Below are 25,005 nucleotides of genomic sequence, written 5' to 3' on the forward strand. Positions count from 1 at the left end.
GCGATAGAGTTGGTGTGTCGTGGCGCACACCTCGGCGACGGTCGGCAGTAGCTATATAGGTGTGGCTATGCTGTGTCCGACTCGGCCGCCGGACGCGAGAGGTGTATTGGTCTGTGGAAACCCCCCGCCGCACGGGCCGTACCGGCCGCCGACGTGCTCCCGGTGCACCGTTGTTCGGTCAGCTGCTCACGGCCGCCGTCGAGTCCGCGGCCGATTCGATCGCGCTGCGTTACAACCCGACCGGGATGCCCGGCGCGGAACAGAACCTCACTTATCGCGAGCTCGACGAGCAGTCCTCGCGCCTGGCACGTGAACTCATCGACCGTGGCATGGGCGCGGGCGATGTCGTCGCGATCGCGATCGCCCGCTCGATCGAATCCGTGCTCGCGGTGTGGGCGATCGCCAAGACCGGCGCCGCGTATGTGCCGGTCGACCCGGCCTACCCGGCCGACCGGATCGCCCATATCGTGGCCGACTCCGGCGCGACCATCGGCCTGACCACCGCGGCCCATCGCGCCTGCCTCGGCACCACCGCGTACTGGATCGAACTCGATGACCCCGTGGTCGCCGAACGCATCGCCGTGCGGCCCGCGCACGCGGTGAGCTACGCCGACCGGGTCCGCCCGATCGACGAACTGCATCCCGCCTACGTCATCTACACCTCGGGCTCCACCGGCAAGCCCAAGGGCGTCGTGGTGACCCATGCCGGGCTGGCCACGCTGGTCGCCGCCGAGCGCGAACACTATGGCGTCGAGCCTGATTCGCATGTGCTGCATGTTTGCTCACCGAATTTCGATGTGTCGGTGCTCGAGCTGCTGCTGCCATTCGGTGTCGGTGCGACGCTGGTGATCTCGCCGCCGCGGGTGTTCGGCGGTTTCGAACTGTCGGACCTGCTGCGCCGCGAACGCATCACCCACCTGCTGATCACCCCGGGCGCGCTCGAGTCGGTCGACCCGGCCGGGCTGCCGGATCTGGCGACCGTGATCGTCGCGGGCGACCGGTTCGGTCCGGAGCTGGTCGGCCGCTGGGCAACCGGTGGGCGTGCGTTCTACAACGGGTACGGGCCCACCGAGGCCACGATCCTGGCCACCAGCACCGCGGCGCTGCGGGCGCACGCGCCGATCACCATCGGCAACGCGGTGCCCGGCATGGGCTTGTACGTGCTCGACGCGCGGTTGCGCCCGGTGCCCGCCGGGGTGGTCGGCGAGCTGTACCTGTCCGGCCCCGCGCTCGCACAGGGGTATCTCGGCAGGCCAGGACTCACTTCGGAACGTTTCGTCGCCTCGCCGTTCGGCCCGGGCAGGCTGTACCGCACCGGCGACCTGGTGCGCCGATTCGAACACGACGGCACGCTGGAATACCTGGGCCGCACCGACTTCCAGGTGAAGGTGCGCGGGTTCCGGATCGAGCTCGGCGAGATCGACAACGCGCTCACCGCCCACCCCGACCTCGATTACGCGGTGACGCTCGGCAAGACGATGCAATCGGGCGCGACGGCGCTGGTCGCCTATGTGCTGCCGCGCGCCGGCCAGCCGGTCGACACCGGGGCAGTGGCGGAGTTCCTCGCGGAATCGTTGCCCGCGTACATGATTCCGTCGGTCATCATGGTCCTCGACGCGCTGCCGCTGACCTCGGTCGGCAAGCTCGATCGTGCCGCGCTGCCGACGCCGGTGATCACCGCGCGCGGCTTCCGCGCGCCCGCCACCCCGGCCGAACAGGTGGTCGCCGATGTGTTCGCCGCGCTGTTGCTGAGTGACGGCGCGGGCCGGGTCGGCGCCGACGACGACTTCTTCGAACTGGGTGGCGACTCGCTACTCGCGGCCCAGGCGGTCGCGCGCATCGGTGCCGCGCTGGACGTGCGGGTACCGGTGCAAGCGGTCTTCGAAGCGCCGACCGTCGCCGCACTCGCCAATCGGGCCGAGCAGCAACGGCTGACGGCGCACGCGCTCCCGCTGACGGCGCGTGCGCGCCCCGAGCTGGTGCCGTTGTCCTATGCCCAGCAGCGGATGTGGTTCCTCAACCGCTTCGATCCTGCCTCGGCCGTGGACAACATCCCGGTCGCGGTCCGCCTCTCCGGCCGCCTCGACCTGCCCGCCCTGCGCGCCGCGATCGACGACCTGATCGCGCGCCACGAAGTGCTCCGCACGGTCTATCCGGTATCCGACGGCGTCGGTTCCGCGGGGCACGGCGCGGTGCTCGACGGTGAAGGCCACCAGCTGGTGCTGGCGGCGGGCGACCCTGCCGCGGTGCCCGAGTTCGAGGTCGTCGAGGTGGCGGAGGACGGGCTCACCGAGGCGATCGGGGCCGCGGCGCTGACCGGCTTCGACGTGACCGCCGGTCCGCCGGTGCGGGTGCGGGTGCTGGCGATCTCGGACAACGAGCACGTCGTGGTCTGCGTGGTGCACCACATCGCCGCCGACGGATTCTCCTTCGCGCCGCTGACCAGGGATCTGCTCACCGCCTACGCCGAACGCCGCGGTGGCGGCGCGCCGCAGTGGCCGCCGCTGCCGGTGCAGTACGTCGACTACACGCTGTGGCAGCGCGAACTGCTCGGCGCCGAGAACGACCCGGATTCGCTGCTCGCCGCGCAAGTGGCCTTCTGGCGAAAGACTCTGTCCGGCCTGCCCGAACAGCTCGAACTGCCCACCGACCGGCCGCGTCCCGCCGTGTCGAACCGGACAGGCGGGTCGCTGAGCGTTCAGGTGCCCGCCTCGGTGCACGCCGGTCTGTCCGCGCTGGCCCGCGAGCACAACGCCACCCTGTTCATGGTTGTGCACACCGCGCTGGCCATGCTGCTGGCCCGGCTCTCCGGCACCCGCGACATCGCGATCGGTACCCCGGTCGCCGGTCGTGGTGAACAGGCACTCGACGACCTGATCGGCATGTTCGTCAACACGCTGGTCCTGCGCACCGAGGTGAATCCGGCGGCGAACTTCGCCGAGTTGCTCACCGAGGTCAGATCCCGTGATCTCGCGGCCTTCGGGCACGCCGACGTGCCGTTCGAGCGGCTCGTCGATCTGCTGGAACCGGTGCGTTCGACCGCACGGCACCCGCTGTTCCAGGTGATGCTGACCTTCCAGAACCTGGCCCGCACCGATCTCGCGCTGCCCGGCCTCGCCGTGTCCGCCGCCGACTTCACGGTGCCGCTGGCGAAGTTCGACCTGCAGGTGGAGCTCGCCGAACACATCGGCGCCGACGGCGCACCGCAGGGCATGGCGGCCACTTTCGTCTATGCCACCGACCTTTTCGACCGTGCCACGGTCGCCGACTTCGCCGACCGCTGGACGCGGGTCCTCGCCGCGGTGGTGGCCGAGCCGGCGAAGCCGGTCGGCGATATCGACGTGCTCGCCCCCGGCGAGCGTGAACTCGTGCTGCGCGAAGGCACTTCGCCCGGCATCTCGGTGCCAGAGGTGACGCTCGCCGACCTGATCACCGCCCAGGCGCGACAGCGGCCCGAGGCGATCGCGATCAGGGCGGGGGAGCGGTCCCTCACTTTCGCCGGCCTCCTCGGCCGGGCATCGGCTCTCGCCCGCGCGCTCATCGCGCAGGGCGCGGGCCCGGAAACCCTGGTCGCCGTTGCTGTTGCGCGCACCGAGGAGCTACCGGTCGCCTTGCTCGCGGTGCTCCTGTCAGGTGCGGGCTATCTGCCGATCGACTCCAGCTACCCCGCGCAGCGCCTCGACTACATCGTCGCTGACGCGAAACCCGCTGTGCTGCTGACAACCTCGGCGGAGAGCGAACTGCTGCCGCCTCTCGCGGGCCTGCCCGTGGTGTTGCTCGACGAGCAACCCGTCTACACCGATGCCCCCCTGCATTCCGGCGAACGCCGCGCCCCGCTGCGTCCGGATCACCTCGCCTACGTCATCTACACCTCGGGTTCCACCGGTCTGCCCAAGGGCGTCGGCGTGACCCATCGCAATGTGCTCGAGCTGTTCGCCAACACCCAGATGTTGTTCTCCTTCGACGAGGACGATGTGTGGACGGTGTTCCACTCCTTCGCCTTCGACTTCTCGATCTGGGAACTGTGGTGCGCGCTGGCCGGTGGCTCGTCGGTGGTCGTCGTCGACCATCTCACCTCCCGTTCGCCGATCGAATTCCGCGAACTGCTGGCCCGTGAACACGTGACGGTGCTGAGTCAAACCCCCACCGCCTTCGCCCAACTCGACGAGGCCGACCGCGCCGCGCAGGCCGCGGGCGCCACGCCGCTACCGTTGCGTTACGTGGTCTTCGGTGGCGAGGCTTTAGACCCCCGCAAGCTCAACCGCTGGTACGACCGCTACGGAAACGGCGCGGGCGCACCGGAACTCGTCAACATGTACGGCATCACCGAGACGACCGTCCATGTCTCCCATCAGGTGCTGACCTCGCGGACCGCGGACATCGTGGCCGACCGGGCGGGAAGTGGTGCGAACTCCGACCACGCGGACGCGGAGGTAGCGCCGCGTGACAATGCCGCCGAACTACCCGGCAGCCTCATCGGCCGCGCGCTGCCGGGGTTGTCGGTGGTCGTCCTCGATGACCGTCTGCGCCCGGTGCCCTTCGGCGTCGCCGGTGAGCTCTACATCGCGGGTAACCAACTCTCGCGCGGTTACCTCGGCAAGCCGGGTCTCACCGCCACCCGCTTCGTGGCAGATCCGTTCGGCGAGCCGGGCGCCCGCCGCTACCGCTCCGGCGACCTCGGCCGCTGGATCGGTTTCCGGGGCACCCCCACCCTCGAATACGGTGGCCGCGGCGACCAGCAGGTCCAATTGCGTGGTTTCCGTGTCGAACCGGGCGAGATCGAGGCCGCCCTGCTCCGCGTCCCCGGCGTCGGGCAGTCCGCGGTCATCGTGCGCGCCGACGAGCACGCCGGTGACCGCCTGATCGCCTACGTCGTCGCGGCGACAGGTGCCGTGGACGATGTCGCCGGGGCGAAGGGCCCGGTTGGGGCACGCTTCGGACGGGGCGACGGCGGTGCGGAGTCCACCGGCGAAGACGCCGCGGCCACCGCTCTCGACCCGCTGGAAGTGCGTGCCGCGGTCGCCGAATTCCTCACCGGCTACATGGTTCCCGACGCCGTCGTGGTGGTTCCCGAACTGCCGATGACCGCCAACGGCAAACTCGACCGGGCCGCACTGCCCGCACCGGAGTTCACCGCCGCCACCACCTTCCGCGCGCCGACCACGCCCATCGAACTCAGCGTCGCCGAGGTATTCGCGACCCTGCTCGGCGTGCCCGAGATCGGCCTGGACGACAACTTCTTCGACCGCGGCGGCAACTCGCTGCTTGCCACCAGGGCCGTCGCCCGCATCGACCATGCGCTCAGCACCGATCTGGTGGTGCGTGACCTGTTCGAGGCGCCGACCGTGAGCTCGCTCGCCGCCCGCGTGCGCCCGGGCTCGGTGGCCGCGCCACGACCGCCGCTGATCCCGGCGCAGGATCGTGGCGTCATTCCGCTCTCGCCCGCGCAGCAGCGGATGTGGCTGCTCAACCGCATCGACCCCGACTCACCGGCGTACAACATCCCGCTGGTCCTGCGGCTGCGCGGCGCGCTCGACACCTCGGCGTTGCGCTACGCCGTCGCCGATGTGCTCGAACGGCACGAGGCGCTGCGTACCCGCTTCCCGGCCGACGACGCCGAAGCCGTTCCGTACCAGGAGATCCTGCCCGTGAGCGCCGTGTTGCCGACCGGCCTCGCGCTCGAGGAGTGCGACGATCCGCGCGAGCGGGTAATCCGCCTGCTCGCGGGCGGTTTCGACGTCGCCGAGCGAGTTCCCCTGCGCGCCGGGCTGTTCACCTCTCCCGCCGACGACCCGCTCGCGGAGGAAGAGTATGTGCTCGCCGTGGTGGTGCAGCACATCATCGCCGACGGTGCCTCCCTTGCTCCGCTGGCCCGTGACCTCGTGATCGCCTACCGGGCCCGCGTCGAAGGCCGCTCACCCGCCTGGGCGCCACTGCCCGTGCAGTACGCCGACTACGCGCTGTGGCAGCGCGAGGTACTCGGTTCGGAATCGGATGAGAACTCCACCGCCGCGAGGCAGCTGGGATTCTGGCGGCACACCCTGTCCGGCCAGGTCGGCGCGGTCGAACTCCCGCACGACCATCCGCGCCCCTCGCACGCCTCGCTGCGCGGCGCCGACGTGAGCACCACTCTGCCCGCCGACGTGCACGTCGGCCTCGCCGAGATCGCCCGCAGGCACAACGCGTCGCTGTTCATGGTCGTGCACGCGGCACTGGCCGTGCTGCTCGCCCGGATCTCCGGCAGCACCGATATCGCGATCGGCACCCCGATCGCAGGCCGCGGCGAACCCGAACTCGACGACCTGGTCGGCATGTTCGTCAACACCTTGACCTTGCGCACCGAAGTCGACCCGCGACACGGGTTCGACGAATTGGTCAGCGCCGCCCGCGAAGTCGGCCTCGCCGCGTTCGCCAACGCCGACCTGCCGTTCGAGCGCGTGGTGGAGGAGGTGGCCCCGACCGGCACCGTGTCGCACAACCCGCTGTTCCAGGTGGTGCTCTCGTTCCACAACAACGAGACACCCGTGCTGCGCCTGCCCGGCCTCACCATCGAGGCGATGGACCTCGCGGCCCGGCCGGCCAAGTTCGACCTCCAGGTCAATGTCGAACCGCGCCTGTCCGCGACCGGCGAACCCGACGAGATCGGCGTCGTGTTCACCTACGCCACCGACCTTTTCGACGAGCACACCGTCGCGGCCTTCGCACGCGGGCTCACCGAGATCGTCACCGCGGTCGTCGCCGATCCCGCGGTGCGAGTCGGCGATATCGACCTGCGCGACGCCAGCGAACGCGAACGCGAACTGACCGCCGCGGCTTATGCGCCCGCACCGTCGGCCAACGGTGCCGCGCTGGCGCAGGAACTGGCATCGGCGGTGGAGGAGGACCCGGACGCGCCCGCTCTCGATCTGGGTGAATCCGAGATCGTGTACGCCGAATTCGATGCCCGCTCCTCGCAATTGGCACGCTCGCTGATCGCCCGCGGCGCCGGGCCCGGCACCGGAGTCGCGATCCGCCTCGACCGCGGGGTGGACGCGGCGATCGCGACCTGGGCGGTGCTCAAGGCCGGTGCCGCGGTGGTGCCGCTGATGACGATGGACGCGGGCCTGCCGGGCAGCCTCGAGGTGAAACTCGGCCTGACCATCGACATCCTCGACGCACCCGACGGCCTGGACTGGTACGACCTCGCCGATCCGGCGTTGCGCGCCGAACTGGCCGCGGAATCACCGCGCCCGATCGGCTACGCCCACCGCACCCGCGCCCTGCGCGGTGACGATGTGGCCTTCGTCGGCGGTGGCCGCACGCTGAGCTACGACGAGCTGGCGACCGCGGCCGAGCAGGTCGCCGAGCGCACCGGGCTCAACTTCGAATCACGGACGCGAGCGGCGGGCCGACCGGATTCGGTGGCGGGCGTGCTCGAGATCGTCGCGGCCGCGATCGCGGGCGCGACGCTGGTGATGGGGGCAGACCAGGGGGGTGCGGACGAGGTGAGCCACGTGTTCACCGAGTCCGCGGTGGCCGTCGCCGAACCCGGAGACGGGACAGGTGCGAGGATTGTCGCGCTCAGTGAGATGATCGGCAACGCCGGGCAGCCGCACGAGCGGCGCACGGTGATCGGGATGGATGGATAGGTGGAACGAACACTGACTGGTCCGCGCGCGGTGCGCGAACGTGGCAGTGCGCGTCGATATCGGTACGAGGTGTGCATGACCGGGCAACGGCAAGTCGACTCCGACGATCGGATGGACCTGTCGTGACCCGGGCGAACAGGGCGTCCGGCGCCCGGGCCCGGCAGCGCGGAAAGTCGCTGCCGCAACTGCTGTCCGTGGCGGTGGAATCCAACCCCGGCGGCCTCGCGCTGTCGTGGGACGACGGCGTGTCCGCGCCGGTGCAGTGGACCTATGCCGAGCTCGACGAACGGTCCAACCGGCTGGCCCGGCTGCTGATCGCCCGTGGTGTCGGGCCCGAGGACGTGGTGGCCCTCGGCATTCCGCGTTCGCCGGAATCGGTGCTGGCGATGTGGGCGGTGACCAAGACCGGCGCGGCGTTCCTGCCGGTCGACCCGAACTACCCGCCCGCGCGAGTGCGTCACATGCTGGGCGATTCCGGTGCGGTGCTCGGCGTCGCGGTCGGTGCGGCGGTCGACCGATTGCCCGGTGCGCTCGATTGGTTGTGCCTCGACGACGACGCCGTGCGTCGCGCCACCGACGATCAGCCCGGTGATCCGGTGACCTTCGCCGACCGGGTGCGCCCGCTGCGGCTACAGCACCCCGCCTACGTGGTGTACACCTCCGGTTCCACCGGCCTGCCCAAGGGCGTTGTGGTGACCCACGCCGGGCTGGCCGGGTATTGCGCCGAGCAGCGCGCGCACTACGCGATCGAGCCGACCTCGCGCACCCTGCATTTCGCGTCGCCCTCGTTCGACGCGGCCGTCCTCGAATTGCTGATGGCGGTGGGTGCCGGGGCCACGATGGTGCTCGTGCCCGCGGGCATTCTCGGCGGCGCCGAGCTGGCCGAGGTGCTGCGTCGGGAAGCCGTCACGCACATGTTCATCACCACCGCCGCGCTGGCCTCGCTCGATCCGGTCGGGCTGGACGCGCTGGCCGTGGTCACGACCGGTGGCGAGGCGTGCCCGCCGGACCTGATCCGGCGCTGGGCCACGGATGCACGCCGGTTCCACGACTGTTACGGGCCGACCGAGACCACCATCGTGACGAATATCAGCGCGCCGCTGGTGGTCGGCGACACGATGAACATCGGGGCGCCGCTGCGTGGGGTGACCGAGTACGTGCTCGACGAGCGCTTGGTCCGGGTCCCCGACGGGATGATCGGCGAGCTGTATATCGCCGGTAACGGGTTGGCGCGTGGCTATCACCGTCAGCCTGGTTTGACCGCGTCGCGCTTTGTCGTCGATCCGTTCGCCGGGGGCGATGGGCGGATGTACCGCACCGGCGACCTGGTGCGTCGCCGGGTAGACGGTGCGATCGAGTTCGTGGGGCGCAACGACTTCCAGGTGAAGGTGCGTGGCTTCCGGATCGAGCTGGGTGAGATCGACACCGTGCTGACCGAGCACGGCACTGTCGACTTCGCGGTGACCGTGGGTCACGAACTCGACAACGGCACAACGATTCTCGCCGCGTATGTGCACGCCGCACCCGGCGCGCGAATCGACACCGACCAGCTGTTCGAGCACGCCAGGGCCGGTCTGCCCGCGCATATGGTGCCGACCGCGCTGACCGTGCTCGACACCATTCCGTTGACGCCGGTCGGCAAACTCGATCGGGCCGCGCTGCCCGCACCGACCCTGCGTGCCGAGGAATTCCGGGCGCCCTCGGGTGCGATGGAAGAGCTTGTGGCGCACATCTTCACCGAGTTGCTCGCGCCGGCCAACCCGGTGGGCGCCGATGACGACTTCTTCGCCCTCGGCGGCAATTCGCTGCTCGCCACGCGGGCGGCGGCGCGCCTCGGGGCGGAGCTCTCGGCGCGGGTGCCCGCGGGTCACGTCTTCGAAAGTCCCACTGTCGCAGGACTTGCCGTGCTGCTCGAGCCGCTGAAGGGTGCGGGCGGGCACGCACCGCTGGTCCCTCGCGGCCGTCCCGAGCTGATCCCGCTCTCGCCGGCACAGCAGCGGATGTGGTTCCTCAACCAGTTCGATCCGAGTTCCACGGCCGAGACGATCCCGTTCGCGCTGCGCCTGTCCGGACCGTTCGACGCGCGCGCACTGCACGCGGCGCTGTCGGACCTGGTGAGCCGGCATGAATCCCTGCGCACGTGGTACCCGGTCTACACCGCCGACGAGCGTGCCGCGCGCTCCGGCGATGACGGCGCCGTGGTCGACGGTGTCGGCCACCAGGTCGTCCTCCCGATGGCCGAGGCTGTCCCCGATGTGCTGGTCGACTCGCTCACCGAGGACGAATTGCCGCTGTGGCTGGCCGAATTCGCTGGTACCGGGTTCGATGTCGCCGCCGGCGTGCCGTTCCGGGTGGCGCTGGGCGAGCTCGGCCCGCACGATCATGTGCTCGCCGTGGCCTTGCACCACATCACCGCCGACGGCGCTTCGGTCGCACCGCTGCTGCGTGACCTGCTCGGCGCCTACCTCGCGCGCCGCAACCGTTCGCGGCCCAGATGGCAGGCGCTGCCGGTGCAGTACGCCGACTACACGCTGTGGCATCGCGAGCTGCTCGGTTCCGAGAACGACCCGGATTCGGTTGCCGCCGACCAGATCGCGCACTGGCGTAGCGCGCTCGCCGGTCTGCCCGACCGTCTCGACCTGCCGACCGATCGCCCCCGCCCGCCCGTATTCACCGGCCGCGGTGCCGAATTCGGGTTCCGGATCCCGGCGGCGGTGCACACCGCGCTCGCCGGGCTCGCCCAGCGCAGCGGCACCTCCGAATTCATGGTCGTGCACGCGGCTTTCGCGGTGCTGCTCGGTCGCGTCGCGCACACCGACGACATCGCCATCGGCACCCCCGTAGCCGGGCGCGGAGCCCGTGAACTCGACGACCTGATCGGCATGTTCGTCAACACGCTGGTGCTGCGTTCGCACCTCGACCCGCGTGCGAGCTTCGCCGAACTGCTGCGCGCGACCAAACGCGCCGACCTCGCCGCCTTCGCCCATGCGGATCTGCCGTTCGAGCGCCTGGTCGAACTGCTCGATCCGGTTCGCTCGCAGGCCCATCACCCGCTGTTCCAGGTTGCCCTGTTCTTCCAGAACCTCGACCTGCCGAGCCTGCGCCTACCCGGCCTGGACGCCACCGTTGTCGAATTCGATGGTGCGGTAGCACGTTTCGACCTGCAGCTCACGATCGTGCCCGGCGCCGATCCGGCCGAACCGATGGCCGCGTCGTTCAACTACGCCACCGATCTGTTCGATGCCGACACCATCGAAACCCTGGCGGCCCGGTTCACCCGCCTGCTCGACGCGGTCACCACCGACGCCGATCTCGCCATCGCCGAGATCGACCTGCTCACCGAGGCCGAGCGGGCGCAGACCCTGGTGAGCTGGAACGAGACCGGTCATCCGGTGCCGCCGGAACCGATGCTCGACGCGTATCGCCGTGCGGTGCAGACGCATCCGGACGCCACCGCGCTGGTCTACGCGGACACCGAGCTCACCTACCGGCAGTTCGATGAGCGCGTGAATGCCCTCGCCCGGCTGCTGATCGAGCAGGGCGTCGGCCCGGAAAGCCTTGTCGGCCTGGCTATCCGGCGTTCGCCCGAACTGGTGATCGGCATGTACGCGGTGCTCGCCGCGGGTGGCGCCTACGTGCCGCTCGATCCCGACCATCCGGCCGAGCGCATCGCCTACATCCTCGACACCGCCCGGCCCGCGTGCGTGTTGAGCACCCGCGCCGACGCCATCGGTGTCGCGCCCGGCACCTCGTTGCTGTTGCTCGACGAACTCGATGTCGCCGGGGTACCGGGTGATCCGGTCCTTCCCTCGGAACTGCGCGCCCCGCTGCACCCCGACCACCCGGCCTACGTCATCTTCACCTCGGGTTCCACCGGCAAGCCCAAGGGTGTCGCGATCTCGCATACCGCCATCCACAACCAGCTGGTGTGGATGCTGGCGAAATACCCGCTCGCACTGGGTGATGTGTACCTGCAGAAGACCGCCACCACCTTCGACGTGTCGCTGTGGGGCTACTTCATGCCGCTGCGCGTCGGCGCGAAACTGGTGCTCGCCACGCCCGACGGCCACCGTGACCCCGCCTACCTGATCGATCTGATCGGCAAGCACAAGGTGACCGTCACCGACTTCGTCCCGTCGATGCTCACGATGTTCGCCGCGCAGGCAGCAGCGGACTCCGGGTCCGAGGGCCACGCGGGCCTGGAGTCACTGCGCGAGATCTTCGTCATCGGCGAGGCGCTCCCCGCGGAGACCGTCGACGCCATGGCCGCGATCAGCTCGGCCAGGTTGCACAACCTGTACGGCCCCACCGAAGCCGCTGTCTCGGTGACCTACTGGCCCGCGCGACCGGGCGAGCGTTCGGTGCCGATCGGGCTGCCGCAGTGGAACTCTCGCGTCTACGTCCTCGACGAGCGGCTGCGGCCGGTGCCCCCCGGCATCGCGGGAGAGCTCTATCTCGCGGGCGATCAGCTCGCCCGTGGTTACGTCGCGCGACCAGGCCTGACCGCCGATCGATTCGTCGCCGATCCGTTCGCCCCGGTCATCGGCAGCGGGTCAGCCAGGGGTGCCGGATCCAGCCCCGCGATGGGCGCGCGCATGTATCGCACCGGCGACCTGGTGGTGTGGCGTCGGCCTACCTCGAACGCGCCCCACCGGCTCGACTACCTGGGGCGCATCGACTTCCAGGTGAAGTTCCGTGGTCAGCGGATCGAGCTCGGCGAGATCGAGACCGCGCTGTTGGCGCACGAATCCGTCAGCCAGGCAGTGGCATTGGTCGTCTCGACCGAACTGGGCGACCAGTTGGTCGCCTACGTGGTGCCCGCCCCTGGCTACCACGCCGAGCCGGCTCGGTTGCAGGCGGTGGCCTCGAAAACCCTTCCGGTCTATATGGTTCCGGCGTCGATCACCGTGCTCGGTGAGCTGCCGCTCAACGCCAGCGGCAAGCTCGACCGCAAGGCGCTACCCGCACCTAGCTTCACCGCACGGGCGTTCCGCGCACCGAGCACCGCGCAGGAGCGGCTGGTCGCCGATCTGTTCGGGGAAGTGCTCGGCCGCAACGACATCGGCGCCGACGACGACTTCTTCGCGCTGGGCGGCAACTCCCTGATCGCCACCCGCCTGGTCGCCCGTCTCGGTGCCGCCACCGGTGGGCGCGTCGCCGTACGCACCGTCTTCGAAACTTCCACCGTCGCCGGACTCGCCGCAGTCCTCGACCCCGATGCGGTGCCGGAACCGACCAGCGGTCTGGGCACCCTGCCTCGTCCCAGCGAGCTGCCACTCTCGCCCGCCCAGCGCCGCATGTGGTTCCTCAACCGCTTCGACCAGGGCGCCGACGACGGAGCGGCCGCCTACAACCTGCCCTTCGCGCTACGCCTGACCGGCACCCTCGACGTCGCGGCCCTGACCACCGCCCTGCGCGACGTGCTGGCCCGCCACGAGGTCCTGCGCACGATCTACCCCGACACCGCCGACGGCCCGATCCAGCAGATCCTGCCGGTCGAGGAAGTCGACCTCGATCTCGTTGTGCGCAGGATCGGTCCGGGCCGCTCGGCGGGGATCGACCTGGACCAGCCTTCGGCAGTGGCGCCGCTCGATGGGCCGTCGGCCGTGGTGACCGGGCTGATCGAGCAGGTGACGGCGCTCGCGTCGACAGCGTTCGATGTGACGACCGAGGTGCCGCTGCGGGTCCAGCTGCTCGACGTCACCGGGATCGAGCCGGACGCGCCCACTGAGTACGTGCTCGCCGTGGTGGTGCACCACATCGCCGCCGACGCCTCCTCGATGGCGCCGCTGGTGCGCGATGTGACCACCGCCTATCTCGCTCGGGCCGCCGGTCATGCCCCGGACTGGGCAGCGCTGCCGGTGCAGTACGCCGACTACGCGCTGTGGCAGTTGGATCGGCTGGGCACCGAGGACGATACGGATTCGGCGGCTGCCCGACAGCTCTCGTTCTGGCGTGCCGAACTCGCGGATCTGCCGGACTTGCTGGAACTGCCCGCCGACTACCCGCGTCCCGCTGTCGCCTCCCTCGCGGGTGGGCGGGTGCCGGTGCGCATCGATGCCGATACGCACGCCGCGCTCGCCCGGATCGCGCGTGCTGGTGGCGCGACCGTATTCATGGTGTTGCACACCGCTTTCGCCGTGCTGCTGGCTCGGCTCTCCGGCACCACCGAGGTGGCGGTGGGTACTCCCGTCGCCGGGCGTGGTGAGCGCGAACTCGACGATCTGATCGGCATGTTCGTCAACACCGTCGTCTTGCGCACCCGCTACGACGGTGGCGCCACCTTCGCCGATCTGCTCGCCGCCCAGCGCACGAGCGATCTCGCCGCGTTCGCCGCCGCTGACATTCCGTTCGAGCGGCTGGTCGAGGTGCTCGATCCGCCGCGCTCCACCGCGCGACATCCGCTGTTCCAGGTGGGTCTGTCCTTCCAGAACGTGGACCGTGCCGAACTGGAGCTGCCCGGCTTGCGGATCGCGCCGGTCACCGCGGAACTCGCGGTGTCGCAATTCGATCTGCACCTGATTGTCGGCGACGGTTACGACGCGGACGGCGCGCCCACCGGCATCGAGGGCTTCTTCACCTACGCCACCGATCTCTTCGACGCAGCGACCGTGACGGCCTTCGCCGACCGGTTGACGCTGCTGCTCGACGCGGTAGTGCGCGAACCCGCCGTGGTGGTCGGCGACGTCGACCTGCGTACCGCCGCCGAGCGAGCATCCGAAAATGTCAGCGGTGCGGCCGATCTCGCTGTTCCCGGTGGCACACTCGCCGAGCTGCCGCTGGTCGCTCGCCCCGAGACCGTCGCGCTCGTCGCCGACCTGCCAGAGGGTCGCCTCGAACTCACCTACGCCGAGTTCGATTCACGGGTGAACAGGCTCGCGCGCCACCTGATCTCGATCGGGGTCGGCCCGGAGTCGCTGGTCGCGCTCGCCCTGCCGCGGTCGATCGATCTCGTGGTCGCCATGTACGCGGTGACCAGGTCGGGCGGTGCCTACGTGCCCATCGACCCCGATCAGCCCGCCGATCGTACCGACTACATCCTCCACACGGCCGCCCCGATCTGTGTACTCACCAACGGCTTCCGCACCGATGCCGCGCCCGTGGTGCGGGTCGACCACCCGGTGATCGCCTCCGCCGACCCCAGCCCGATCACCGATGCCGACCGCCGCGCACCGCTGCACCCGGAGAACACCGCCTACGTCATCTTCACCTCGGGTTCCACCGGTCGCCCCAAGGGCGTGGCGGTACCGCACGCGGCGGTGATCAACCAGTTGCAGTGGCTACGTGGCGAATTCGGGACGACCGCGGCCGATGTCTTCCTGCTCAAGACACCCGCCACCTTCGACCTGTCGGTATGGGAATTCTGGTCCGCCGCCGTCTGTGGTGGTCGCCTGGTGATCGCCGCCCCCGACGGCCACCGCGACCCGGCCTACCTGGACGCTCTCATCACCGATGCGGGCGTGACCACCCTGACCGCCGTGCCGTCCCTGCTCGACGCACTGTCGGGCTACTGGGAGTCGCATGGCTCCCCGCTGACCCGCATTCTCGCGATCGGTGAATCCCTGCCCGCCGCACTGGCTCAGCGTCTGCTGAAGGCGTTGCCCGGCACCAGGATCGACAACCTGTACGGCCCCACCGAGGCCGCCGTCTCGATCACCGACCACCGTGTCACCACCGCGGATGTGCTGACCGTGCCGATCGGCGCACCCGAGTGGAACAGCCGCGTGTACGTCCTCGACGAGCGCCTACGTCCCGTCGCTCCCGGTATCAGGGGCGAGCTCTACCTCGGTGGCGTCCAGCTGGCTCGCGGCTACCTCCGCAAGGCGGCCCTGACCGCCGAACGCTTCGTCGCCGACCCCTTCGAGCCCGGCGCGCGCATGTACCGCACGGGCGACCTCGTCGCCCGCACCACGGGTGGTCCCGCGATCGAAGCGACAGGGTTCGCCGCAGTCGCTCCGATACCGGGCGAGCCTGGTCATGCGCGCGGCGTGGGCGAGCTGATCTATCTGGGCCGCAGTGACTTCCAAGTGAAGATCCGTGGGTTCCGGGTCGAGCCCGGTGAGGTGGAAGCGGTCCTTCTCGGGTTGCCCGGGGTGACTCAGGCCGCGGTGCTGGCCCGCACCGACGCTCACTTCGGTGATCGGCTCGTCGCCTATGTGGTCGGCGCGGATCTCGATGTCGCACAGCTGAAGTCCGTGCTGCGCGACAAGCTGCCGACGTATCTGGTGCCCGACGCCTTCGTTGTTCTCGACGAGCTGCCCTACACCATCAACGGCAAGCTGGATCGAAAGGTGTTGCCCGCGCCGGTATTCGAGGCCGCTACCTTCCGTGCCCCGGCGACCCCCACCGAACAGCTGGTCGCGGAGGTCTACGGTGAGATCCTCGGTGTCGCCTCCATCGGCGCCGATGACGACTTCTTCGCCCTCGGCGGTAACTCGCTGCTCGCCACCAGGGCGGCGGCCCGGATCGGGACGGCGCTCGATCGCGCGGTCGGCGTCCGGTTGCTGTTCGAGGCGCCGACGGTGGCCGATCTCGCACTGCGCGTGCACCGATCGGACGAGGCCACCACGCCGCGGCTGCTCGCCGGACCGCGCCCGGAGCGGGTGCCGTTGTCGCTGGCACAGCAGCGGATGTGGTTGCTCAACCGGCTCGATCCCGATGCCACCGTCTACAACATCCCGGCCGCGATCCGCCTCACCGGCGCCCTCGACCTGCGCGCTCTGCGCCTGGCCGTCGCCGACCTGTTCGCCCGCCATGAGGTACTGCGCACCCGCTACCCGGTGGTCAGCGGCGCAGGGACCGCTACCCGGTCGCGCGCGAGTTCGGCGGTCCCGGCGGGCTCCGCCTCGTCGACCGGGATCGTCGGCTCGAATGACCGAGAATTCGAGGGCTCCGCGGATCGCGGAGCTCGTGCGGATATGCCGTTCCAGGATGTGCTGGCACCCGACGGGATGCGGGTCGACCTGACGCCCGTCGACCTTGCCCCCGAGGACATCCTCGACGAGGTGCGCGGCATCGTCGCCATCGGATTCGACGTCACCGCCGAACCTCCCGTCCGGGTGCGACTGCTGCGCGTCGGCGCCGACGACCACGTCATTGTCTTCGTCGCCCACCACATCAGCGCGGACGGCTTCTCCATGGGGCCGCTCACCCGCGACCTCGTCCTCGCCTACACCGCGCGCACGGCAGGCGCGCCGCCCGCTTGGTCGCCGCTGCCGCTGCAATACGCCGATTACGCGGTGTGGCAACGGGGCTCACTCGGCGACGAAGCCGACCCAGCCTCCACGGCGGCCGCACAGCTGGCCTACTGGCACGACGAGCTCGCCGGTCTGCCCGAGGAAATCGCGCTGCCCGCCGACCGTCCACGCCCGGCGATGCAGTCCTTCGCCGGTGCCACCAGCACCTTCGAGATCGATGCCGCACTGCACGCCGAGCTCGCCGGACTGGCCCGCACACAGGGCGTCACGGTGTTCATGGTCGTGCAGGCCGCGCTCGCGGTGCTGCTCGCCAGGCTCAGCGGCACCGACGACGTCGCCATCGGCACCCCGATCGCGGGCCGCGGTGCCCGTGAACTCGACGATCTGGTCGGCATGTTCGTCAACACCCTGGTGCTGCGCAGCCGGATCACCGAGAGCGAGCCGTTCACCGCGCTGCTGACGCAGACCCGCGACACCGATCTGCGCGCCTTCGCCCACGCCGACGTCCCGTTCGAGCGGGTGGTCGACGCGATCCAGCCCGCGAGGTCGGCGGGCAGGCATCCGCTGTTCCAGGTGGCCCTGTCGTTCGAGAACCTCGCCCCGGTCGCGTTCGAACTGCCGGGGATCACGGTCGGCGCACTGGATGCCCGCACCGCCGAGGCCAAGTTCGACCTGTTGCTCACCGTGCGGGAACAGCAGGACAACGGCGGTATGCACGCCGAATTCAGTTACGCGACAGACTTGTTCGATGCGAACACCGTGCGGAGCTTCGGTCGGCGGTTCGTCCGTCTGCTCACCGCCGTGGCCGCCGACCCCGACCTCGCCGTCGGCGATATCGACCTGCTCGACCCCGCCGAATTCCTCGCGCAAACCACGTTCGCGGGCCCGGTGGCCGAGCCGGAACGCACGCTCGCGCAGTTGATGGACGACGCGGTACGCGCGAATCCGACCGGCATCGCCCTGCGCGGCGACGGTCGCGGCTTCACCTACACCGAGCTCGACGCCGCCGCCAACCAGCTGGCCCGCGGTCTCATCGCCCGTGGCGCCGGTCCGGAAGTCGCTGTCGCCGTGGCGATTCGGCGATCGGTCGAATCGGTGCTCGCGGTGTGGGCGATCGCGCGCACCGGCGCGGTGATCGTGCCGATCGACCCCGGCTACCCCGCCGAGCGGATCAGTCACATGGTCAGCGACTCTGGCGCTGTCTTCGGCATCACCCTGGCCGCCGAACTCGCCGGATTGCCCGCGCTGCCCGGCGACGGCGGCTGGGTCGCGCTCGACGACCGGGCGTTCACCGCCGAGATCGCCGGGTGCGCGACCGTCGGCCTGCGCGAAATCGAACTATTCGCCCCGTCGAACACCGGCAATGCCGCGTACATGATCTACACCTCCGGCTCGACCGGACTGCCCAAGGGTGTCGTCGTCACCCACGCCGGACTCGCCAACTTCTGCGCCGAGCAGAAGCAGCGCTACCGCCTCGACTCCGCTACGCGCGCACTGGCTTTCGCCTCACCATCGTTCGACGCGTCCATGCTGGAACTGCTGCTCGCCATCGGTGGCGCGGGCACTCTCGTGGTAGCGCCCGCCGGATTCGTCGGCGGTACCGAACTCGCCGAGCTGATCCGCACCGAGGGCGTCACCCATACCTTCCTGACGCCTTCGGTACTGGCCACCCTCGACCCCGACGGCGTCCCCGGTCTGCGCGCCCTGATCGTCGGCGGCGAACACGTACCCGCCGAGCTGGTCGCGCGCTGGAATACGCTGCCCCAGCGGCACTTCCACAACGGTTACGGGCCCACCGAAACCACCGTCATGACCGCCATCAGCGACGCGCTGCACCCCGGCGACACCGGCCACATGGGCGGGCCGATCCGCGGCATCCGCGCCCTGATCCTCGACGAACGCCTGCGCCCGGTCCCCGAAGGCGTCACCGGCGAGCTCTACCTCGGCGGCATCCAGCTCGCCCGTGGCTACCACCGGCGCCCCGCTCTCACCGCGTCACGCTTCATCGCCGACCCCTTCGGTCCGGTGGCCGCTGGGTCACTATCCGCCGGGCCCGCAGGCGCTCGTCTCTACCGCACCGGCGACCTCGTTCGCCGACGTGGCGATACCCTGGAGTTCGTGGGCCGCAACGACTTCCAGGTCAAGATCCGTGGTCTGCGCATCGAACTCGGTGAGATCGACGCGGTGCTGGCCGCCGCACCCGGCGTCGCCTGGGTCACCACGCTCGGCCGCGACAACGGCACCGGCTCGACCATGCTGGTGTCCTACGTCATGGCCGAGCAGGGCAGAGACCTCGACACCGCCGAGCTCACCGCGCTCGCCGCACAGGTGCTGCCCGACTACATGGTGCCCGCCGCGATCGTCGTCCTCGACGAGATTCCGCTGACCCCCGTCGGCAAGCTGGATCGGCGCGCGCTGCCGGACCCGGCGGCCGTCCGCGGCGAATACCGCCCGCCACGCACCCTCGCCGAGAAGACCATCGCACGGGTGATCGCCGACGTCCTCGGCCACGACCGGGTCGGACTCGACGACGACTTCTTCGCCCTCGGCGGCGACAGCATCACCGCCATCCAGGTGGTATCACGGGCCACCTCGGCCGGAGTCGCCCTGCGACCGCGTGACCTGTTCGACGCGCGCACCGTCGCCGCGCTCGCCGAACGCGCCGAAGTCACCGTCGAACCGAGCGTCCCGTCCGCCTCGCTCCCGCTCACCGCGACCGCCGCTGGGCTCATCGAAGCGGGCGAGACCGCGGTGGAACCCCGGGCGGTGGTGCTCGAGGTGCCTGCCGACTGCCCGGACGAGGCCGTGGCGGCCGCCGCGGCCACGGTGATGAATCAGCATCCGATGCTGTGGGCGCTGCTCGACCGCACCGGCGATACCCCGGTGTTGCGTATCCCGCCGGTCGACGAACGCACCGGCCGCGCCTTCCGCAGGCTCGACTCCGAAGACGGGGAGTCCTCGCTGCCCGTCGACGACATCGTCGCCGCGGCCGCCGCGGCGCTCGACCCGGACGAGGGCCGCAATATCCACTTCGTGCTCACCGGCGACGCCGGTAGCTCGACCACCCTGGTCGTCGTCGCGAATGCCCTTGTCCTCGACGAGAATTCGTGGCGCGCCGTTGTCGACCAGCTCACCACGGCGTGGAGCCGCGGCCGCCACGCCGCACCCGCCGCGCCCGATGCCGGACTCGGCGACCTGGTCCGTCGACTCGCCGAGTATCCGGCCACGGCCGCGGCGCGCGGGGAACGCGAGTACTGGCACCGCGCGATCCGGTCCAGGGCAGGTGAATCCGCCGATCTGCACCAGCGCAACCGGGTCTCACTGAGCATCACCGGTGAGGGCACCACCGCGGTGCGCACGGTCGCCGAGGCCTACCGCGCCACCGTCGACGAGGTGCTGCTCACCGCCGCCGCGCTGGCCCTGCACACCGCGGCCGACACCGCCGCGGCACGGGTGATCGGCACGGTGGTGCGGCTGCGCGCCGACCAGCGCCTGCTCGGTCGGCCCGATGCCGAGAACGTGGTCGGCGGGTTCACCACCGACTACCCGCTGGCACTGCGCCTGGACGGGGTCGACGTCGCCGACGCGCTCGTCGGCGGTCCCGCCGCGGGGGCGGCCCTGGCCCAGATCAAGGAACTGCGCCGCGCGGTCCCCGCCCACGGCGCCGGTTTCGGTCTGCTCCGCTACCTCGACGCCGAGACCTCCGACAGCGTCCGCACGCTGGACCGCGGCCGATTCGCGGTGCGCCTGCGCGACCTGCGCCCGGCGCGGGTGCACACCGATGTCGCCGCCGACGACCTGGCGCTGGCACTCACCGTCGACGCCACCGATGACGGGCTGGTCGCCCGATTCGATTACGCCACCGCCGTACTCACCGCGGACGCGGTCAAAACCTTTGCCGAACACTGGATCCGCGCGCTCGGCGGACTCGCCGAACACGGATTACGGCCCGGTGCGGGTGGATTCACGCCGTCGGACTTCCCGCTCGTGCGGCTCGGTCAGACCGAGCTGACGCGACTGGCCCGCCGCTACCCGCTGATCGGTGACGTGTGGCCGGTAACCCCGCTGCAGTCGGGGATGCTGTTCCACGCGCTGCTCGCGGAGAACTCGGTCGACCCCTACATCACCCAGTTCGTCCTCGACCTCGACCTGTCCGTGGACGCCGAGCGACTGCACGAGGCGGCGCAGGCCGTGCTCGACCGGCACGACAACCTGCGCGTCGCGTTCGCCACCGACGCCGCGGGCACCCCGCTGCAGGTGGTGCTCGACGACATCGACGTGCCGTGGCAGGTCATCGACACAGTGCTCGATGGCGCCCCTCCCGAGGGCCCTGCGTGGTCACGCTCCGCTAGCGTGTCCCAGCCCGCCGGTCGGGACGCGGACGACGCCGCCTACCAGCGCATTCGCGCCGCCGATCTGGCCGCGCACTTCGACATGGCCGCCGCGCCGCTGCTGCGGTTCACCCTGGTACGCACCGCCGGGACCGCGCATCTGCTGGTCACCAGCCACCACATCCTGATCGACGGCTGGTCGACGCCGCTGCTGCTGCAGGAACTGCTCACCGCGTACGTGGTCGGCGGTCGGAGCAGGCGGTTGCCGAAGGTCGCGCCCTACCGCGACTACCTGGCCTGGCTCGTCGATCAGGATCTCGAAGCCGCCAGGACGGCATGGCGCACCGCGCTCACCGGCCTGGCCGAGCCCACTCCGCTCGCGCCCGTCGATCAGGGCCGCGAGATCGCCACGGGCACAGGTGAAACCGGCTTCGCCCTCTCACCCGCCGACACCACCGCACTGAGCGAGCTCGCCGCGAGCCTCGGCGTCACGGTGAACACCGTGGTCCAGGCGGCGTGGGGTCTGCTCATCGCCCGGCTGGTGGATCGCGACGACGTGGTGTTCGGCGCCACCGTCTCGGGCAGGCCGGCCGAGCTCGACGGTGTGGAGCGGATGGTCGGGCTGTTCCTCAACGCGATTCCCGTCCGGGTGCGGTTGCGTCCCGGCGATACCGTCGCCGAGCTGCTGCGCAGGCTGCAAGACGAGCAGGCCGCGCTGCTCGATCATCACTATCTGGGTCTCGGTGAGATCCAGGAGATCGCCGGTATCGACGCGCTGTTCGATTCGCTCGTCGTCTTCGAGTCGTTCCCGGTCGACCGCGCGGGGCTCGCGCAGGCCGCGTCCGGATCGGCCGCTGTCACCGGGATGGACGCCGCCAACGGCACCCACTACCCGCTCACCGTGCAGGTTGTCGCCGACGGCCAGCTCCGGGTATCGGTGAAGTACCTGCGCGATGTGTTCGGCGAGGACACCGCGAATGCCATGGCGCAACGCTTTTCGATGTTGCTGGCGAGATTCACCGCCAGCCCGCAGGCCAGGATCGCCGAGATAGATGTGCTGCTCGCGGAGGAGCGCGCGACCCTGGCGACGGTCAATGCCACCGACGCGCCCGAACTGCTCGACGAGGCCACCCTGCTGTCATTGTTCGACGCGCAGGTCAAGCGCACCCCGCACGCCACCGCGCTGGTCGACGGTGAAACCAACTACACCTACACGGAATTCGACGAACGGGTGCGCCAGCTCGCCGCCGGTCTTCGCGCACGTGGCGCCGGGCCGGAGACGCTGGTCGCCGTCGCCATGCGGCGCGGAATCGATCTGGTGACCGCGATCTACGCGGTGCTGCGGACCGGGGCGGCGTACGTTCCGGTCGACCCGGACCATCCGGCCGAACGGACCGAGCGGGTGCTGGCCGCGGCGGCCCCGATCTGTGTGCTCGCCACCGCCGGATTCACCTCCACCTCGGGCCCGCCGATCATCGAGATCGACGCTGTCAGTGGCGAAGTGGCGGATCTCGCGATGCCGAAGGCGGACAATCTCGCCTACGTCATCCACACCTCCGGGTCCACCGGAACGCCCAAGGGTGTCATGCTCACCCATCGTCAGCTGGTCAACCAGTTCCGCTGGGCACAGCGCACCTACCCGCACGGCCCCGGCGACGTGGTCCTGCACAAGACCCCGGTCACCTTCGACATCTCCACCTGGGAGTTGTTGTGGCCGTTGCACACCGGCGCCACCGTGGTGATCGCCGCCCCCGACGGTCACCGTGACCCGGCCTACCTGGCCGAGGTGATCACCGAACGCGCCGTCACCACCGTGCATTTCGTGCCGTCGATGCTCGATGCTTTCCTCGCCGATCGCGGCAGCGGCGAATTCCCCTCGCTGCGGCGGGTATTCGCGGCGGGCGAGGCGCTGTCGTCCTCGACCGCCCGCCGGTTCGCTCAGGTGCTACCCGCGGCGTCGCTGGTCAACTGGTACGGGCCCGCCGAGGCCACCGTGGTGACCGCGGCGCCGGTCGAAGCCGGGCCTGCCGTGGGTATTCCGATCGGCGTACCGGTCGCCAATACGCGCGTCCATGTGCTGGATCGTCAACTGCGGCCGGTCCCGCCCGGCACGGTGGGGGAGTTGTACCTGGAAGGCGTGCAGCTGGCCCGTGGCTACCTCGGTGCGCCCACGCTCACCGCCGAACGCTTCGTCGCCCATCCCGGTGGCGGCAGGCTCTATCGCACCGGCGACGTCGTGCGCTGGACAGCCGACGAGAGCCTGGAATACCTGGGCCGCAGTGACTTCCAGGTGAAGTTGCGCGGTCAGCGCATCGAGCTCGGTGAAGTCGAGGCCGTCCTGCGCGACCACCACAGCGTCCGGCACGCCGCGGTCGCGCTGGTGCACGGCCCGACGGGTGACCGTCTGGTCGGCTATGTGGTGCCTGCCGAGGCGCCGCTCGAGGAAACTCGAGCGTCGGCTCGCCCCGAGGGCTACTCGATCGAAAGCGGCGCCACCACTGCCGGTTTCGATCAATCGGCATTGCTCGCCCATGCCAGGGCGGCGCTGCCGTCGTACATGGTTCCGGCGAGCCTGGTGACGCTGAAGTCCTTGCCGCTCAACGCCAGCGGCAAGCTCGACCGTAAGGCCCTACCCGTCCCCGCCTTCACCACTCGCGCCTACCGCCCGCCGACCACGCCGTTGCAACGTGCCGTCGCCGAGGTCTACGCGGAGGTGCTCGGCGCGGGCAAGGTCGGCCTCGACGACGACTTCTTCGAACTCGGCGGCAACTCCCTGGTCGCCACCAAGGCGATCAGCCGATTGCGCACCAGGGTCGGCGCGGAGGTGCGGGTGCAGTGGTTCTTCACCGACGCCACCGTCGCCGCGCTGGCCGCCCGGATCGACGCCACCCAGTCCGCCGGCGGCGACTACGACCTCACCTCCGACCTCGAATCCGACGACGCCCTCGGTGTCCTGCTGGCCATCCGCAACCGGGTACCGCACGGCACCGAGGCGGGCGGCGCACTGTTCTGCATCCACCCGATGTACGGGCTGTCCTGGTGCTACGCCGGTCTGGCGCAGTACATTCCGGCACGGCGGCCGATCTTCGGTCTGCAGTCACCCGCGCTGAGCGAGGCGGGCTACCTGCCGGGCACGCTCGCCGAGATGGCGCGCCGCTACGCCGCCGAGATCAGGACCCAGCAGCCGCACGGGCCGTACCGGCTGATGGGCTGGTCGCTCGGCGGTGTGCTCGCCCATGCCGTCGCCACCGAACTCCAGGCGGCGGGGGAGCAGGTGTCGCTGCTGGCGATGCTCGATTCCCATCCCGATATCGACGTGCCCGATTTCCACTCCGCGGTCCGCGACGCACTCGCCGAACTCGGCGTCGACATCAGCGCGGCGCTGCCCGCCGCGGGCGTGCGCGAACTCAGCGAGGACGCACTGGCCGCGCTGCACGCGATCATCCCGGCCAACATGGCCGTGCTCACTCCGGAACGGGTGCGCCGGATCTATCGCAGCGCGGTGCGCTCGGCCGAGTTGATCGCCGAGCACCGGCCCGCGGTGTTCCGCGGCAGGCTCGAGTACTTCAGCGCGCTCGGACACGAGGCGGCGGCGGCGAATTGGGCCCCGTATGTCGACGGCGCGGTGCGCGACCGGCCGGTCGCGGTGGTGCATGATCAGATGACTTCGCCGTCGGCGCTGGCCGAGATCGGGCCACGGCTGGCGGAGTTGCTCGACGCCGGTGACCGTGCGGCCGGAGCGCGATGACATCACGACGGGCGCAATCACATTGCGCAGGGGCGCGATGACATCAGCGGTGCCGGTGAGGCATGATGTGACCGCGCTGTTGTAACGATTACCCCTGTTGT

At 70.3% G+C, this 25,005-nt stretch carries 3 protein-coding genes; all 3 read left to right on the plus strand.

The genetic code is table 11. The annotated features are described in order from the left end of the window. Positions 1-113 precede the first annotated feature (113 nt). From ACFWO8_RS21290 to ACFWO8_RS21300, 3 genes are read left to right on the plus strand one after another with little or no spacing between them, the layout of a single operon-like run. Positions 114-7,628, plus strand: a complete 7,515-nt coding sequence (locus ACFWO8_RS21290; RefSeq protein ID WP_378953614.1) for an amino acid adenylation domain-containing protein — start codon at positions 114-116, stop codon at positions 7,626-7,628. Further along, on the plus strand, positions 7,629-7,754 hold the full coding sequence (locus ACFWO8_RS21295; RefSeq protein WP_378953616.1) for a hypothetical protein: 126 nt from the start codon (positions 7,629-7,631) through the stop codon (positions 7,752-7,754). Continuing rightward, positions 7,751-24,904 (plus strand): amino acid adenylation domain-containing protein, encoded by a 17,154-nt coding sequence (locus ACFWO8_RS21300; protein ID WP_378953618.1) that lies wholly within the window; start codon positions 7,751-7,753, stop codon positions 24,902-24,904. The genes ACFWO8_RS21295 and ACFWO8_RS21300 overlap by 4 nt, the downstream gene beginning before the upstream one ends. Positions 24,905-25,005: the final 101 nt, after the last annotated feature.

The organism is Nocardia sp. NPDC058480 (assembly GCF_042720495.1).
GTDB lineage: Bacteria > Actinomycetota > Actinomycetes > Mycobacteriales > Mycobacteriaceae > Nocardia.